A 15891-nucleotide genomic window follows, 5' to 3' on the forward strand; every position below is an offset into this window, starting at 1 on the left:
ACGTCTAATTGCTGCCATTTTCCTTTCAAACGATGAAGAAGAGATCAAGATAATGCCGTCAGTTTCCTATGACCGGACACAGGTTGCTCAATGGCTTGGTCATTCGACCTTAGCTAAGGCACGAGACTATTCTCGCGCCGTTTCGCAACTACACTGGCAAGGTAATATGCTTACTGCCAAGGTACAGGGAACCGAGCGCCGCCCTTACGCGGTCGCCATCTATTTTCACAACAAACAAAATCAACTCCGTATCGAAGGCGAATGTTCCTGCCCTGTCGGCTTTAACTGCAAGCACGTCGCTGCCGTTCTATTGGCTGGTCTTGAAGAACAGGAAACGACCTCAACCGGAGCGCGTCCGGAACTTTTACGCTGGCTAGAAGCCTTTCGTGCACAGCAAATAACGCCAGCGTCCGCCAAAAAGCCAACGCAAACTTTAGCCTACGTTTTAGCCTGGTCAGAACATCGCCAGCATCATGAGGTTCGTCTATTTAAAGCAAAATTAGACAAAGACGGTTCAATTCGAAGCATTGATCAGCAGTGGAATAACATTGAGCCAGCGCTATCGAAGCCCCCCAAATTTGTTACGCCTGAAGATTTTCAAATTCTGCGCGAACTTTGGCTGGAGCGCCCGCGCAACGGTATAGCGGCATTTGAACTTCAGGGCAACAGCGGCTCAGAGCTTATTCGTAAAATGATAGCCACGAGCCGTTTCTTTGTCAGTGATTCAAATGAACCTTTATATCTCGGTGAACCTCGTTCAGGGGATGTCCAATGGCAGCGACTTCCCGATAACCGCCTGCGTCCCGTGTTGCAAACACAACCACAGGCCTCCGTTGTGTTACCGACGACTCCCCCGTGGTATATCGATACGCAAAGTGGTGAAGCCGGAGTGGCTGAACTAGCCAAACCGTTTGCCCAGTTGGACGAGTTTCTATCCATGCCACCGATTTCGCTTGGCGAAGCACCTTTGGTTGCCGCCGTGCTCGGTGAAATTGCCCCTGAACTACCGCAGCCACCGACGGTAACATCATCAGATCTCCGGGTGATTGATGTCGAGCCGGTGCCGGTACTCAAACTCGATACCCAAAATGTCTATATGGGTGGTTTTGGCAACTATGGTTATCGTAACTGGCCGCTCGATTTTGCCACCTTCAGCTTTGATTATGAGGGGATCAGCGTCGATCCGAAGCATGACACAACGCTGTTTCCGTCTGACGATGGCAGCGTGATTCAGATCCAGCGCCGTATTGAAATTGAAAAGCGGCGGGCTAAAGAGCTGAAAAACTGCGGCCTAGAGCCCATTATATTAAGTGATAAAACCCGCCCACCCACGTTACCTGCCGACATTTATGGTCTTCCGAGCCCAGAAAGTTGGCCACTGTTTGTCAGCCATACCTTGCCAACGCTGGAAAATAAGGGCTGGCGCATTGTCATGACCCGTGACTCTAGCTTTAACGTTATTGATATCAATGATATTAGCGGTAGCGTCCAATCTTCTGATGAGGGTTGGTTTGACGTCGAAATGGGGATTTTGGTCGGCGATCGTACCGTACGGTTAGAACCACTGCTGGCAGATCTGTTCCGACGAGATCGTCGCTGGTTAGACGGTGAGTTAGAAAATATCGCCGACGATGAAGGTATTATTCTTAGTACAGAACAAGGCGAACGGTTACGCATCGCCGCTAACCGCCTGAAGCCCGTCGTTCGTGTGCTGGTTGATCTCTTTGCTCAGCTTGGCAACGGCGCGAGAACACTCAAAGTTTCAGCTCTCGATGCGGGTCGTTTAGCCGCGTTAAGCGATACTGGGCGCTGGCAGTTCCACGGCGACACCTCGATTCAGGAATTGGCGCAACGCCTTCAGGACGGGCCAGGATTGCAGCTGGTTCCCATTCCTCTTGGATTGCAGGCAACGCTGCGCAGCTATCAGCATCAAGGTTTAAGCTGGATGCAGTTCTTACGCCAGCACGATATTTCCGGTGTTCTCGCCGATGATATGGGTCTAGGAAAAACGGTACAAACGCTGGCGCACATACTTGCTGAAAAAGAAGCGGGACGGCTCGATCGCCCTGCGCTGATCGTCGTACCGACAACGCTGGTACATAACTGGCGCGAAGAGGCTGCACGCTTCACGCCAGATCTCAACGTACTGGTTCTCAACGGCCCGCAGCGCAAAGAGCATTTTGATCAGATAGATCAGTTTGATTTGATCCTTACCACCTATTCGCTGCTGTGGCGCGATCAAAAAGTGCTGACCCAACATGATTACCATCTATTGATCCTCGATGAAGCGCAGTATGTCAAAAACGCGACTACGCGTGCGGCGACGGCATTAAGAGATTTAAATGCCCGTCATCGCCTGTGCTTAACCGGTACGCCGTTGGAGAATCATCTAGGAGAAATATGGTCGTTGTTCGATTTTCTGCTGCCCGGATTCTTGGGTAGCCAAAAAGAGTTTAATCAGCGCTGGCGTGTCCCTATTGAAAGGGATGGAGACAACGTCAGACGCGATCTCCTCGTACGTCGCATTCGACCATTTATGCTACGCCGCCGCAAAGATGATGTCGCTACCGAGCTGCCGCCAAAGACTACGCTATTACGTACCGTTGAGCTTAAAGGCTCGCAGCGCGATCTCTACGAAACCGTGCGTACCGCCATGCAGGAGAAAGTGCGTACCGCGATAGATTCACAAGGCATGGCACGCAGCCACATTATCGTTTTAGACGCCTTGCTGAAGCTGCGACAGGTATGCTGCGATCCGCGCTTGGTGAATCTAGAAAAGGCGGCGTTGGTCAAAGAGTCAGCCAAGCTCGAGCTACTCCTTGAACTTCTGCCGGAAATGATTGAGGAAGGCCGCCGCATTTTGCTGTTTTCTCAATTCACCGGCATGCTCGATTTGATTTCTCAAGCGTTAGATAAGGCGGGTATCGCCTATGTGACGTTGACAGGCTCAACGGCCGATCGTCATGCGCCTGTGCAACGTTTCCAGCGAGGGGAAGTTCCTCTGTTCTTGATCAGTCTGAAAGCGGGTGGCGTTGGCTTGAACCTGACCGCGGCCGATACGGTCATACATTACGACCCTTGGTGGAACCCTGCAGCAGAGAATCAGGCTACCGATCGTGCACATCGCATGGGGCAAGATAAGCCTGTTTTTGTTTATAAACTGATTGCCGCTGGCAGCATTGAAGAGAAGATCGTGGCACTGCAGGATAAAAAAGCCGCGTTGGCAAACAGTATTTTATCTGAAGACAGCAGTGGAACGACCAAGTTCTCCGCCGACGATCTTAGCGCTCTGTTTGAACCCATGCCCTGAACTCAACAGCAGTTTTACGTTTTTCAAATTAGCGTGTGGGTGTAATATTCTGATGAAAATATCACGCTAATGATAACCAGAATGACAATTATCTATTAAAGGAACGTTTATGAGCTACCGCATGATTGCACTTGATTTGGACGGTACCCTGCTGACAAGTCGTAAGCAGATACTACCAGAATCGTTGGCTGCACTAGATTTGGCACGTAAAGCGGGCCTAGAAGTGATGATTGTTACGGGACGCCATCATATTGCGATTCATCCTTTCTATCAGGCTCTGAAGTTAACAACTCCAGCGATTTGCTGTAATGGCACCTATCTCTATGATTATCAGGCGCGCAGCGTTTTAGCATCAAATCCGTTGACTCCCGCTCAAGCCCATCAAGTATTAGATCGTTTAGATCAAATGAATATCCACGGTCTGATGTACGTTGACGACGCCATGCTATACCAGCAAACCAGCGGGCATGTGATTCGCTCACATGCATGGGCCGAGTCATTGCCTGAAAATCAGCGTCCGACACTCATTCAGGTCGACAGCCTGCAACAGGCCGCTAATGATGTGAAATCTATCTGGAAATTTGCGACCTCCGACACCGATATCGCTAAACTTCGCGCCTTTGCCGACGGCGTTGAAGCCGATTTGGGACTGACCTGCGAATGGTCGTGGCACGATCAGGTCGACGTAGCTCAATCAGGCAACAGCAAAGGAAATCGCTTAGCGGAATATGTCGCTTCACGCGGCATTGATATGTCCGAAGTGATTGCATTTGGCGATAATTTTAATGATATCAGCATGCTAGAAAATGTCGGACTTGGCGTTGCTATGGGCAACAGCGCCGATGAAGTCAAAGCACGCGCTAAAGCGGTGATTGGTGGAAATGAAGAAGCCTCGATTGCCGACTTCCTAAAACAAAAAGTTCTATAGTTTCAATTCGATAGCAGCATTTTCAGACTTATTCTTTAAGGGTGAGGGAGAAGTGTTATTCCCTCACGCCTTAGCTACGTTTCAACTGCCTGTTCTGAAAATGCTAGAACAGCAAGTCAATCAGCCGCATCGCTGCGACAATGAATTCTAAAACAACAATAATTGCTGATAGTAGACTCACCCGTTTGCTCCCTGCATCAAGGAGCATGATACTGGCACGGTTTACCTTCACACTGCCTATCGCCATACCAAGATCACATGTTAGGGCGATCGTACCATGCTCCAAGCCAAGGCACTGACCAGCACCACCCGCATCAGCTAGGACTTAAGAAATCGTTACCCCTTAACATGGCAATCCGCACCTAACAGAACTGATTATATATACAGTTATTTATCTTTGTATATTCACATTGTTTTACATCATTCTTAAGATACAGGCATATTGCAGAATGAGTGAATCTATCGTTATACTCTTGTTCGTTAGGGTGATCGTGCCATGCATAATTTACCTTCGGCAACCAACCGACAGGTAATGCATAACAAAAAACTCCGCTAAAATGCGGAGTTTTTTGTGTTTACGATTCTCTGGTTTTAACGGCTAATAGACACGCTTTTTATCTGTGCATAAAGCTGCTGGCCGGCGTGGATATTCAAGTCATCTCGAGCCCACGGTGTAATTCGCGCCCAAAGAATCGCATTCCCCACCGATAGCTTCACTTCTACCTGACCATCGACGTCCAAACACTCAAGCACCGTGGCCGCTAATATATTACGAATACTGCTCGCCACTGGCGGTTCAGGTACTAAAGAAACATCGGCGGCATTAATACGAATACGTAAATGGGTTTGTGGCTGTACATCCAATTTCCCCACCCAAATATGCTGTGTGCCCACAGACAACGCCGTCATCGCATAAGATTCATGGTGTTTTAACACACTCACGTTCAGCACGCTGCTCTGCTCTTCTTTCTGCAGCCATGGCCGCAAGGCGCTGCTCGCCCACACGTCTTCGAGTAAGCCAAACGCCCGAACCTTCCCTTGGTCGAGCAGCAACACATGATCCGCTAACTGAAGGATCTCATCCATACTATGGCTGACGTAAAGGATCGGAATATTGACGTCCTGCGCCAAACGTTCCAGATACGGCAACAGCTCGCGTTTGCGCGGTAAATCCAGCGAAGCCAACGGCTCATCCATTAGCATCACTTCTGGTGCCGTGAGTAACGCACGGCCAATCGCAATGCGCTGTTTTTCGCCTCCCGATAAACTGAAAGGGAAACGGTCTAACAACGCCTCAATGCCCAGTAATCGCACAATACTGTCAAACTGCGAGCGCATTGAATCAGCCATGCCATATTCCAAATTTCCACGCACCCGATAGTGTGGAAACAACCGCGCGTCTTGAAACACGTAACCGATGCGACGTTTTTCTGGTGGTAGACAGATACGGCGTTGGCAATCAACCAGCGCTCGTCCGTTCAGGATAACTGAGCCTTTCTGCGGACGAGTAAGCCCGCCAATCACGTTGATGAGCGACGTTTTTCCCGCGCCGGATAAGCCAAAAATAGCGGTGATCCCCTTTGAAGGAAGGGTCGCTTTAACGTCTAAATTCAGATCGCCAAGGCGCTGATGAATATCAAGTTCTAACATGCGTCTTAGCCTCCCAAGCGTTTCTGGCTCCAGCGAGCCAACCATTCTGATAACAGCAATGAAACCAGTGATAACACGATGGCGATAGCACATAACCGTGCGGCGTCGGCTTCAGCGCCTGGGGTTTCAATCAGCGTATACATGGCTAGCGGGATGGTTCGCGTTTCACCCGGAATATTGGAAACAAAGGTAATTGTCGCGCCAAACTCACCTAACGAACGGGCAAAGGCAAGCACGGTTCCGGCTAAAATGCCCGGAAACGATAGCGGCAGCGTAATAGTGAAAAAGACTCGCCACGGATTCGCGCCGAGCGTACGCGCCGCTTGTTCAAGCTTAGAATCAACGGCAGACAGCGCTAAACGAATCGCGCGAACCATTAAAGGAAAAGCAACCACCGCCGACGCCAACGCCGCTCCGTGCCAGCTGAAACTAAAGCTAAAACCAAACCAGTCGTAGAGCCAAGCGCCAATAACACCTTTGCGCCCCATGCCAACCAAAAGCAGATAGCCAATCACCACAGGCGGTAAAACCAGCGGTAAATGGATAATGCTGTCGAGCAGAGACTTACCAGGAAAGTTGCAACGAACCAACACCCATGCGGTAAAAATGCCAACAGGGAGGCTGAAGATAACGGCCGTCCCGGCCACTTGCAGGCTAAGGACAACCGCTTCCCACTCATATGCACTCAGAAACATTAGCGCGGAGTAAATCCATAACGAGTAAAGATGGCTGCGGCTTCAGGAGTACGCAGGTAATCATAAAAGGCGGTAACCGCAGGCGTTTGTTTGTCTTTGACAATCGCCATTGGATATTCAACAGGTTTGTGTGAATCAGCAGGGAAAATACCGACAACCTTCACTTTTTTGCTGGCAACGGCATCAGAGCCGTACACAATACCTAGCGGAGCTTCATCGCGTTCCACCAGCGCCAGTGCGGCACGGACGTCATTCGCGCGCGCCATTTGTGGAGACAGTTCGTCCCACGCGCCCAGTTTCTGCAGAGCTTCTTTCGCATAAATACCTGCTGGAACGTGATCCGGATCGCCAACCGCCAAACGACCACCGTTCAGCAATGCTTTCCAGTCAGTTTTTTTATCGATATTCACTTTATCGATTTTGCTGTCTTTAGACGCCACCAGCACTAATTCATTACCCAGCAGAGTAATACGGGTATCGGCAACCATTGCTTTTTTATCAATAGCAAAATCCATCCACTGCTGGTCGGCCGAGATAAACAGATCGGCAGGTGCTCCCTGATCAATCTGGCGCGCCAACGTAGAAGAAGAGGCAAAAGAAGACACAATTTTCACGTCTTTGCCTTTTTCATACTGTGCAGCAATATCTTGCAGCGCATTGGTCAGCGATGCTGCGGCAAATACGGTGACTTTCTCTTGCGCTACGGCGAATTGGCTCACGCCAACGGCAAGAAGAGTACCAACAGCCAGTTTATTCCACGCTTTCATCTCGGGCTCCATAGAATGATGTTATGTCATACGTTATGTAGTCGATTATATGACGTTGCGTTCTAAAGTGTCACTGACAATATCAGTAAACATGAGATAGGTTTGATTTATGAGAAATTTAGCGGGGGCACATCGAGTAGAAATAGCGGTAGTCAAAAATAGAAACGCCCAACATGGCTGGGCGTAACGGAAACAGTATCACGTTCTTAATGATTCGAACGTCTATCTTCAGAATGACCAATACTGGAGATAATGTTAAACACTTCTCCCAAGCCATAAATCAAGCCAAGTATAGCGGCCATCACCACGGGAACCATGATGGCAGCGAATACCAGACTTTTCAGTAATTCCAACATAACAACCTCACTCAGTGTTGGTAGCAGCAATCATGCTGCATTTTCCAATGCTGACTCATAATACAGAATATCGCCGCATATATTAAACAGCTTAGCGTAAAATGTACGGCTCAAATGTGCGGTCTAGTGTTAATCATGCAATGCGGTTTGCGTCTTGGGGCCGTTATCAGCGAAAATACAGCGATAACCTGTGAAGGATGAACCTTATGCAAGCCGAAATTTTACTGACGCTAAAACTCCAGCAACGCCTGTTTGCCGACCCGCGTCGTATCGAATTACTCAAACAGGTACGCCACACCGGTTCTATCAGTCAGGGGGCAAAACTGGCAGGCATTAGCTATAAAAGTGCGTGGGATGCCGTCAACGAAATGAATCAGCTCTCGGAAGAGACGTTGGTTGAACGCGCCACCGGAGGCAAAGGCGGCGGCGGTGCAAAAATTACTCGTTACGGCGAGCGTCTGATTGCTCTGTACGACTTGCTAGGGCAAATTCAGCAAAAAGCCTTTGATGTGCTCAATAAAGACGATCTGCCACTGGACAGCCTGCTAGCAGCAATTGCCCGTTTTTCTTTGCAGACCAGCGCACGCAACCAATTTTTTGGCACCGTGACCGAACGCGATCACCAACAGGTTCAGCAGCACCTAAGCGTACAACTTGCCGATGGCAAAACGGTGTTACGTGCAGCAATTACCGAACAAAGCGCCGAGCGTTTGGCATTAGCGCCGGGCAAAGAAGTTTTGGTACTAATCAAAGCACCATGGGTAAAACTCACTACTGATGAATCGCTCACCGGTGCAGCAGACAATAATCTAACGGGAAAAGTGAGCCATATTCAGCTTGGTTCTGAGAATAGCGAAGTCCTAGTGCAACTCGATGGTGGCGTCACGCTGTGTTCCACCGTCGATAACCAGAGTATGGCGCATCTGAAATTAAGTTTAGGTAAAACCGTAACGGCACAGTTCAACGCCGATCAGGTAATTTTAGCCACCTTAGCCTAAGTTCTCTTCTTGATAAAATAGCGTTCCCTCCCTAACCGGAGGGATATCGCTCCGTTATGTAGCTTATCAGTAAAATCTCTCGCTTCTGTCCTTGACTCTCTCTCACGTTCTGCTTATCCCTAATAGCTAAAAAATGACGATATTGGGAGCCGTATGACCTCGTTAAACTTTGCACAGGCACGCTTTCGCCTCAATGATACCCGCACGCTGTTTTTACCTAACCTGATTATCCATTCTGGCGAAAGTTGGGCTTTCGTTGGGGCAAACGGCAGCGGAAAATCGGCGCTAGCACGTGCGTTAACGCAGGAACTGCCGCTGTTGAACGGCCTAGCAGAATCACAGTTTGTGCATGGTATCAGGCTCTCTTTCGAGCAATTACAAAAACTACTCAGCGACGAGTGGCAGCGTAATAACACCGATATGCTCAGCGAAGGCGAAGACGATACTGGCCGCACCGTGGCTGAAATCATTCAATCAGATATCAAAAATGCGCAGCGCTGCGAACAATTAGCCGCTCAGTTTGGCATTGAGCCACTTCTAACGCGTCGTTTTAAGTATCTTTCCACCGGTGAAACACGCAAAGCACTGCTGTGCCAAACGCTGATGTCGCAGCCCGATTTGTTGGTGTTGGATGAACCTTTTGATGGGCTGGATATCAACTCACGCGCCCAGTTGGCACAAATGCTACAAGAGCTAAATGCCCAAGGCGTCACCACCGTGTTAGTGCTTAATCGCTTTGACGATATTCCTGATTTTATACAACACGTTGGCGTTTTGGCGGAATGCGAACTCACTCAGGTGGGAAGTCGCACAGAAGTACTTTCTCAGGCGCTCGTTGCCCAGTTAGCTCACAGTGAAAAGCTTGATGGCATGCAGTTGCCTGAGACTGAAGATCCCACTAGGCAAGATCGATTACCTAACGATCAGCCACGTATCATTCTCAAAGATGGCGTCGTGCAGTATAACGATCTTCCGATCCTCAATCATTTGGATTGGCAAGTCGATCCCGATCAACATTGGCAGATCGTCGGCCCAAATGGGGCTGGAAAATCAACGCTTTTAAGCTTGATTACCGGCGATCATCCGCAAGGCTACAGCAACGAACTCACGTTATTTGGTCGTCGCCGTGGCAGTGGTGAAACCATTTGGGATATCAAAAAACACATCGGTTACGTCAGCAGTAATCTTCATCTGGAATATCGCGTTAGCATTAGCTTACGCAACGTCATTTTGTCCGGTTTTCTGGATTCGATTGGTATCTACCAAGCCACCTCAGATCGGCAGGAAAAACTCACCGATCAATGGCTAGATTTACTGGGCATGCGTACTTTAAGTCATCACCCATTTCACGACCTTTCTTGGGGACAGCAGCGCTTGGCGCTGATTGCTCGCGCCTTAGTCAAACATCCCGCGTTACTGATTTTGGATGAACCATTACAAGGGCTCGATCCACTCAACCGTCAGTTGGTCAAACGTTGGATTGATATTCTGATGAAAGATGGCAACAGCCAATTACTGTTTGTTTCCCATCATCCAGAAGATGCGCCCGATTGTATTACCCACCGTCTCACTTTTGTGCCCGCTGGCGATACTTATCACTATCAAACAGATCGCATCTAATTATCATGCGGGCTTCCTTTTGTACCGAAGCCCGCTTCTCAGAGCAGTTAAATAATTTCCCTGTGTTATCATTCGGCTTCAACTATAAGATATTAAGGGAATTACCTATGTGGGGTGCACTTGCGGCGTCATTAGCCGTACTTTCGTTTCAACGACAGCTATCTGCTTTCTTGCTCCTATCTGCGACCGCGCTCGCTTTTAGCCAAGGCATATTAAATTTCAACGCGCTCGGCTTTATGGCCGTTGTCGCTCTGGCTGGCATAGCTCGGCATCGCTGGGAGAACCAACAAAAAGGGGGATTCAACAGCGAAGTCTTATTAGTCTTGGCCGCCGTCGTACTCTTTCTGCACCTGGTCCCTGGCTTCAATAACCCAAAAATTCTCGATAAAGTGATTGCAGGCCCGCACAGTGCGCCGTTCTCGATGTATTACAATTTCGATAAAGCGTTGGTGCCATTTATTTTACTGCTGGCATTGCCAACGCTGTTCCGCACCTCCACAACCACTTCTCGTCCATACTGGAACTGGCTGCTATTGGGCATCAGCGTACCTGCTTTGCTACTTATCGCCGTTGCTCTGGGTGGCTTACGCATTGAATTGCATCAGCCAAGTTGGATTGGGCAATTTGCGCTGGCTAATCTTTTTTTTGTCTCTCTGGCCGAAGAAGCTCTATTTCGTGGTTATCTACAGCAACGTTTAAGCGGATGGTTAGGCCATCTTCCAGCTCTACTCATCACTGCGGTTATTTTCGGTTTAGCTCACTATGCCGGCGGCTGGCTGATGGTGGTTTTTGCTGGGCTAGCGGGCGTCATCTATGGCGTAGCTTGGATGTGGAGCGGTCGACTCTGGGTCGCTACCCTCTTCCATTTCGGGCTTAACCTTATCCATCTGCTGTTCTTTACCTATCCGATGTACCACGCTTAAGTCACTCGTCATCAGCGGTCTTACAGAGTTTTCCTTTTGTATGACCGCATGACACTTTTTTCAACTCAAATGAACTGAATGTAAACGTTACCACTTCACGACGCTAAATCCGCGCTTGCAGACCAACCTTACGCACTTCACAATGGACGCTAGTCCTAATACTAGGCGTTTACATCGTTGTGTAAACGATTCCATTTATTTAGCATAGATCACCTTTTTAACGGTTTTCTCATGCTACCTTTATGACATTGAAGGTTCCAAAGGAGCGAATCATGATTGTTTTAGTCACCGGTGGTAGCGGTTACATTGGCAGCCATACTTGTGTTCAGTTAATCACCGCTGGGCATACACCAATCATCTTAGACAATCTTTGCAACAGCAAAGCCAGCGTTTTGGAACGTATCAACACGCTTACTGGCAAGACACCCACCCTGTATCAGGGCGATATTCGCGATCGCGCCTTGCTGGATCGTATTTTTGCTGAAAACCGCATTGATTCCGTTATCCACTTTGCTGGGCTAAAAGCCGTAGGCGAGTCCGTGCAAAAGCCTTTGGAGTATTACGATAATAACGTTAGCGGAACCTTGGTGTTACTGGAAGCCATGCGTGCGGCAAACGTTAAAAATATGATTTTCAGCTCATCCGCGACCGTTTATGGCGACCAGCCAAAAATCCCTTATGTGGAAGATTTCCCGACTGGCAACCCATCCAGCCCATATGGCCGCAGTAAATTGATGGTTGAACAAATGCTTGAGGATTTGCATCGCGCGGATCCTGACTGGAGCGTTAGCCTACTGCGCTATTTCAACCCTGTTGGAGCACATCCGTCAGGCCTAATGGGTGAAGATCCACAGGGGATTCCAAATAACCTGATGCCCTATATTGCCCAAGTTGCCGTGGGTCGCCGAGATTCTCTGGCGATTTTTGGCAATGACTATCCAACCGAAGATGGTACCGGCGTGCGTGATTACATCCACGTTGTCGATTTAGCCGATGGGCACTTAGCCGCGCTAAACGTGATGACCAATAAACCCGGCGTACATATTTACAACCTCGGCGCAGGTGTGGGCTATAGCGTCTTGCAGGTAGTGAATGCCTTCAGTAAAGCCTGTGGCAAACCAGTCAACTATCACTTTGCCCCACGCCGCGCTGGCGATCTCGCCGCCTATTGGGCTGATTCAACTCGCGCAGATAAAGACCTCGACTGGCGTGTGACCCGAACTCTGGACGATATGGCGCAGGACACCTGGCGCTGGCAGTCACAGAACCCACAGGGTTATCCAGAATAATATTCAAAGGAGTATGTTTAAAATGACCACATTTAATCCGGTCGATCACCCTCATCGCCGTTATAACCCATTGACCGATCAGTGGGTGTTGGTCTCCCCGCATCGAGCCAAACGCCCGTGGCAGGGTGCACAGGAAACACCGTCGAATCAACAGCTACCTCAGCACGATCCCGACTGTTTTTTGTGCGCGGGCAATACGCGTGTCACCGGGGACAAAAATCCGAATTACACTGGTACCTATGTTTTTACCAATGATTTTGCCGCGCTGATGCCGGATACGCCCGATGCGCCGCAAAATGAAGATCCGCTGATGTGCTGTAAAAGTGCACGAGGCACCAGTCGCGTCATCTGTTTTTCGCCAGATCATAGTAAAACGTTGCCTGAACTCTCGCTGCCTGCACTCGAAGAAATTGTGAAAACCTGGCAGCAGCAAAGCGCCGATCTGGGTAAAACCTACCCATGGGTGCAAGTCTTTGAGAATAAAGGTGCCGCGATGGGGTGCTCAAATCCGCATCCACACGGTCAGATTTGGGCAAACAGTTTCCTGCCGAATGAAGCCGCACGTGAAGATCGCTTACAGCAAGCCTATTTCGCCCAGCATCACTCTCCCATGCTGCTGGACTATGCAAAGCGTGAAATGGCCGATGGTAGCCGCACCGTAGTTGAAACTGAGCATTGGATCGCCGTTGTGCCTTACTGGGCAGCATGGCCGTTCGAAACGCTGTTACTCCCTAAAACGCACGTGCTACGTATGACAGATATCAACGCAGAGCAACGAGCTGACTTAGCGGTTGCGTTGAAAAAATTGACCAGTCGCTATGACAACCTTTTCCAGTGTTCCTTTCCATATTCGATGGGCTGGCACGGTGCACCGTTCCATGAGATTGACTGTGTACACTGGCAGTTGCATGCGCATTTCTATCCCCCACTGTTGCGCTCCGCAACCGTGCGTAAATTTATGGTCGGCTACGAAATGCTGGCCGAAACTCAGCGCGATTTAACCGCTGAGCAAGCCGCCGAACGTCTGCGTGCCGTTAGCGACGTCCATTACCGTGAAGCCAATGCCAAATAAGGAAACGAAAATGAGTCTGCAACAACTTGCTAGTGTGACACAGGATATTTTTACCCGTTATTTTGGCTATGCTCCGGCAATGACCGTGCAGGCACCGGGTCGTGTAAATTTGATCGGTGAACACACCGATTATAACGATGGCTTCGTACTACCTTGTGCCATCGATTATCAGACGGTGATCAGCTGTGCCAAGCGTGACGATCGTACTGTACGCGTTATTGCCGCCGATTATGATAATGAGCAAGATGAATTCTCTCTTGATGCGCCGTTTGAATCCCACCCTACAAAGATGTGGAGCAACTACGTTCGCGGCGTAGTGAAGTATTTGCAGATTCGTAACCCAAACTTTGGCGGCGTCGATCTAGTCATTAGCGGCAACGTGCCACAGGGCGCAGGGTTAAGTTCTTCTGCTTCGCTTGAGGTTGCTGTTGGGCAGGCATTCCAAGCGCTGTATGACTTACCACTAGATGGTGTGCAGCTAGCGCTAAATGGCCAAGAAGCGGAAAACAAATTTGTTGGCTGCAACTGCGGAATTATGGATCAATTAATCTCTGCCTTAGGCGAAGAAAAACATGCTTTGCTGATTGACTGCCGCTCACTGGAAACCCACTCCGTACCGATGCCAAAAGACGTTGCAGTGGTCATTATCAATTCCAACGTTAAACGTGGTCTTGTTGACAGTGAATACAACACCCGCCGTCAGCAATGCGAAGCAGCAGCAAAATACTTCAACGTCAAAGCACTGCGCGATGTCACACAGGCCGAATTCGAAGCCAAACAGGCGGGTCTTGACCCTCTGGTTGCCCGTCGTGCGCGCCACGTTATCACGGAAAATGATCGCACCGAAGCCGCTGCCAAAGCGCTCGCCGCGGGCGATCTCAAATTGATGGGAACATTGATGGCTGAATCCCACGCTTCCATGCGCGACGATTTTGAAATCACCGTGAAGCCTATTGATAAATTAGTCGACATCGTGAAAAACGTGATTGGCGAACGTGGTGGCGTTCGTATGACTGGCGGTGGTTTTGGCGGCTGTATCGTTGCGCTGATGTCACTAGATCTGGTCGATGAAGTCCGCGCCACCGTTGAGCGTGAATATCAGGCGCAAACGGGGATTAAAGAGACTTTCTACGTTTGTTACCCATCGCAGGGAGCCAGCGTATGCTAAATCACTCTGAATCTTCACGAGCCCCTGATGGCGAACCGTTCCAATTCACAACGCTGACTAACAAGTCCGGTAGCATTGCAACCTTTATGGACTGGGGCGCTACCTGGGTCTCATGTCAGATCGCACTCAACGATGGCAGTATGCGCGAGGTGCTGCTCGGCTGCCAAACACCTGAGCAGTTTACTCAGCAAAGCGCTTTTTTCGGTGCCACGGTTGGCCGCTATGCTAACCGTATTGCCAAGGCTCAATATGTCTATCAAGGCGAAAAAATCGTCTTGCAGCCAAGCCAAGGAGAAAACCTCCTGCACGGCGGTCCTGAAGGTTTTGACAAACGCCGCTGGGAACGCGTTTCTCATGATACTCACCACGTCACTTATCGGTTGGAATCGGCCGATGGCGATCAGGGATTTCCTGGCCATCTTGCTGTGCAAACGACCTACCGTTTAACCGAAGACAACCGTATTGAAATTAGCTGGCAGGCGACTGTGGATAAAACCTGCCCGGTAAACTTAACCAACCATGCCTATTTCAATTTAGATGGCGACGGCTCAACAACCGATGCGTTAGCGCAGAAACTTCAGTTGTTTGCTGATAAATACCTACCGGTTGAAAGTGATGGTATCCCCTGCGGCGACCTCACCGACGTCACCGGTAGCGGCATGGATTTCCGCCAAGCCAAAACGTTGCAGCAAGACCTGCTGAAAGATCGCTGCCAACAACGCGTCAAAGGCTACGATCATGCCTATCTGCTGCATGACACCTGCCATAACGGCAGCCACCCAGCCGCGATCCTCACCGCAGCCGATGGCAAAATTGAAATGCAGGTATTTACTGATGCCCCTGCCCTGCAGCTTTACAGCGGTAATTTTTTGGCAGGAACGCCGGATCGTCGGGGAGCACAATACGCGGCTTATGCCGGCGTGGCGTTAGAAAGTGAGTTTTTACCTGATACCCCTAACCATCCTGAATGGCCGCAGCCAGATTGCTTTATAAAACCGGGTGAAGAGTATCAGGCGGCAACGACATATTGGTTTGTGGTGAAGGGGTGAGTTTTAGGCAGTAGCGCACTCGCGGCATCTGTGCGCTTTTATCCGAGACGCCATTTCCGCTCCGGT

At 49.7% G+C, this 15891-nt stretch carries 13 protein-coding genes; 9 read left to right on the plus strand and 4 right to left on the minus strand.

The genetic code is table 11. The features are described 5' to 3' along the window. Nucleotides 1-52: 52 nt before the first annotated feature. Together HMPREF3091_RS12620 and HMPREF3091_RS12625 are read left to right on the plus strand one after the other, a co-directional pair. On the plus strand, nt 53-3310 hold the full coding sequence (locus HMPREF3091_RS12620; protein WP_070716240.1) for a DEAD/DEAH box helicase: 3258 nt from the start codon (nt 53-55) through the stop codon (nt 3308-3310). Nucleotides 3311-3419: 109 nt separating this feature from the next. Further along, nucleotides 3420-4238 (plus strand): pyridoxal phosphatase, encoded by an 819-nt coding sequence (locus HMPREF3091_RS12625; RefSeq protein ID WP_035504117.1) that lies wholly within the window; start codon nt 3420-3422, stop codon nt 4236-4238. Nucleotides 4239-4829: 591 nt separating this feature from the next. On the opposite strand, the gene modC is transcribed toward HMPREF3091_RS12625, so the two are convergent. The 4 genes from modC to HMPREF3091_RS12645 all read right to left on the minus strand — a co-directional run bounded on the left by modC (nt 4830) and on the right by HMPREF3091_RS12645 (nt 7706). Next, nucleotides 4830-5888, minus strand: coding sequence for a molybdenum ABC transporter ATP-binding protein ModC (modC, locus tag HMPREF3091_RS12630; RefSeq protein ID WP_070716241.1), 1059 nt, complete (start codon nt 5886-5888; stop codon nt 4830-4832). Nucleotides 5889-5893: 5 nt separating this feature from the next. Next, complete coding sequence (gene modB / locus HMPREF3091_RS12635; protein WP_004096300.1) at nt 5894-6583, minus strand: molybdate ABC transporter permease subunit; 690 nt, start codon at nt 6581-6583, stop codon at nt 5894-5896. Further along, a complete protein-coding gene (gene modA, locus HMPREF3091_RS12640) occupies nt 6583-7350 on the minus strand; it encodes a molybdate ABC transporter substrate-binding protein (protein ID WP_008812808.1) in 768 nt (255 codons plus the stop codon). Before modA ends, modB begins: the two co-directional genes overlap by 1 nt. Nucleotides 7351-7556: 206 nt before the next feature. After that, nucleotides 7557-7706, minus strand: a complete 150-nt coding sequence (locus tag HMPREF3091_RS12645; RefSeq protein WP_004096302.1) for an AcrZ family multidrug efflux pump-associated protein — start codon at nt 7704-7706, stop codon at nt 7557-7559. A gap of 206 nt (nt 7707-7912) precedes the next feature. Between HMPREF3091_RS12645 and modE the strand changes: the two genes are divergently transcribed. From modE to galM, 7 genes are all read left to right on the plus strand, one after another. Continuing rightward, nucleotides 7913-8704 (plus strand): molybdenum-dependent transcriptional regulator, encoded by a 792-nt coding sequence (modE, locus tag HMPREF3091_RS12650; protein ID WP_070716242.1) that lies wholly within the window; start codon nt 7913-7915, stop codon nt 8702-8704. Nucleotides 8705-8857: 153 nt separating this feature from the next. Further along, on the plus strand, nt 8858-10324 hold the full coding sequence (gene modF, locus HMPREF3091_RS12655) for a molybdate ABC transporter ATP-binding protein ModF (RefSeq protein WP_070716244.1): 1467 nt from the start codon (nt 8858-8860) through the stop codon (nt 10322-10324). 107 nt (nt 10325-10431) lie between these two features. After that, nucleotides 10432-11247 carry a CPBP family intramembrane glutamic endopeptidase gene (locus HMPREF3091_RS12660; protein WP_070716246.1) on the plus strand — a complete coding sequence of 272 codons (816 nt, stop codon included), beginning with the start codon at nt 10432-10434 and terminating at the stop codon, nt 11245-11247. A gap of 272 nt (nt 11248-11519) precedes the next feature. Next, nucleotides 11520-12536, plus strand: a complete 1017-nt coding sequence (gene galE / locus HMPREF3091_RS12665; RefSeq protein WP_070716248.1) for a UDP-glucose 4-epimerase GalE — start codon at nt 11520-11522, stop codon at nt 12534-12536. Between the two features lie 22 nt (nt 12537-12558). Continuing rightward, nucleotides 12559-13608: a galactose-1-phosphate uridylyltransferase gene (galT, locus tag HMPREF3091_RS12670; protein ID WP_070716250.1), complete on the plus strand. Its 1050-nt coding sequence runs from the start codon at nt 12559-12561 to the stop codon at nt 13606-13608. Nucleotides 13609-13618: 10 nt separating this feature from the next. Continuing rightward, entirely contained in the window at nt 13619-14776 is a 1158-nt protein-coding gene (gene galK / locus HMPREF3091_RS12675) for a galactokinase (protein WP_070716252.1), read from the plus strand. Then, nucleotides 14770-15825, plus strand: a complete 1056-nt coding sequence (gene galM / locus HMPREF3091_RS12680) for a galactose-1-epimerase (protein WP_004096311.1) — start codon at nt 14770-14772, stop codon at nt 15823-15825. The genes galK and galM overlap by 7 nt, the downstream gene beginning before the upstream one ends. Nucleotides 15826-15891: the final 66 nt, after the last annotated feature.

Source organism: Hafnia sp. HMSC23F03 (assembly GCF_001816025.1).
Lineage (GTDB): Bacteria > Pseudomonadota > Gammaproteobacteria > Enterobacterales > Enterobacteriaceae > Hafnia > Hafnia paralvei.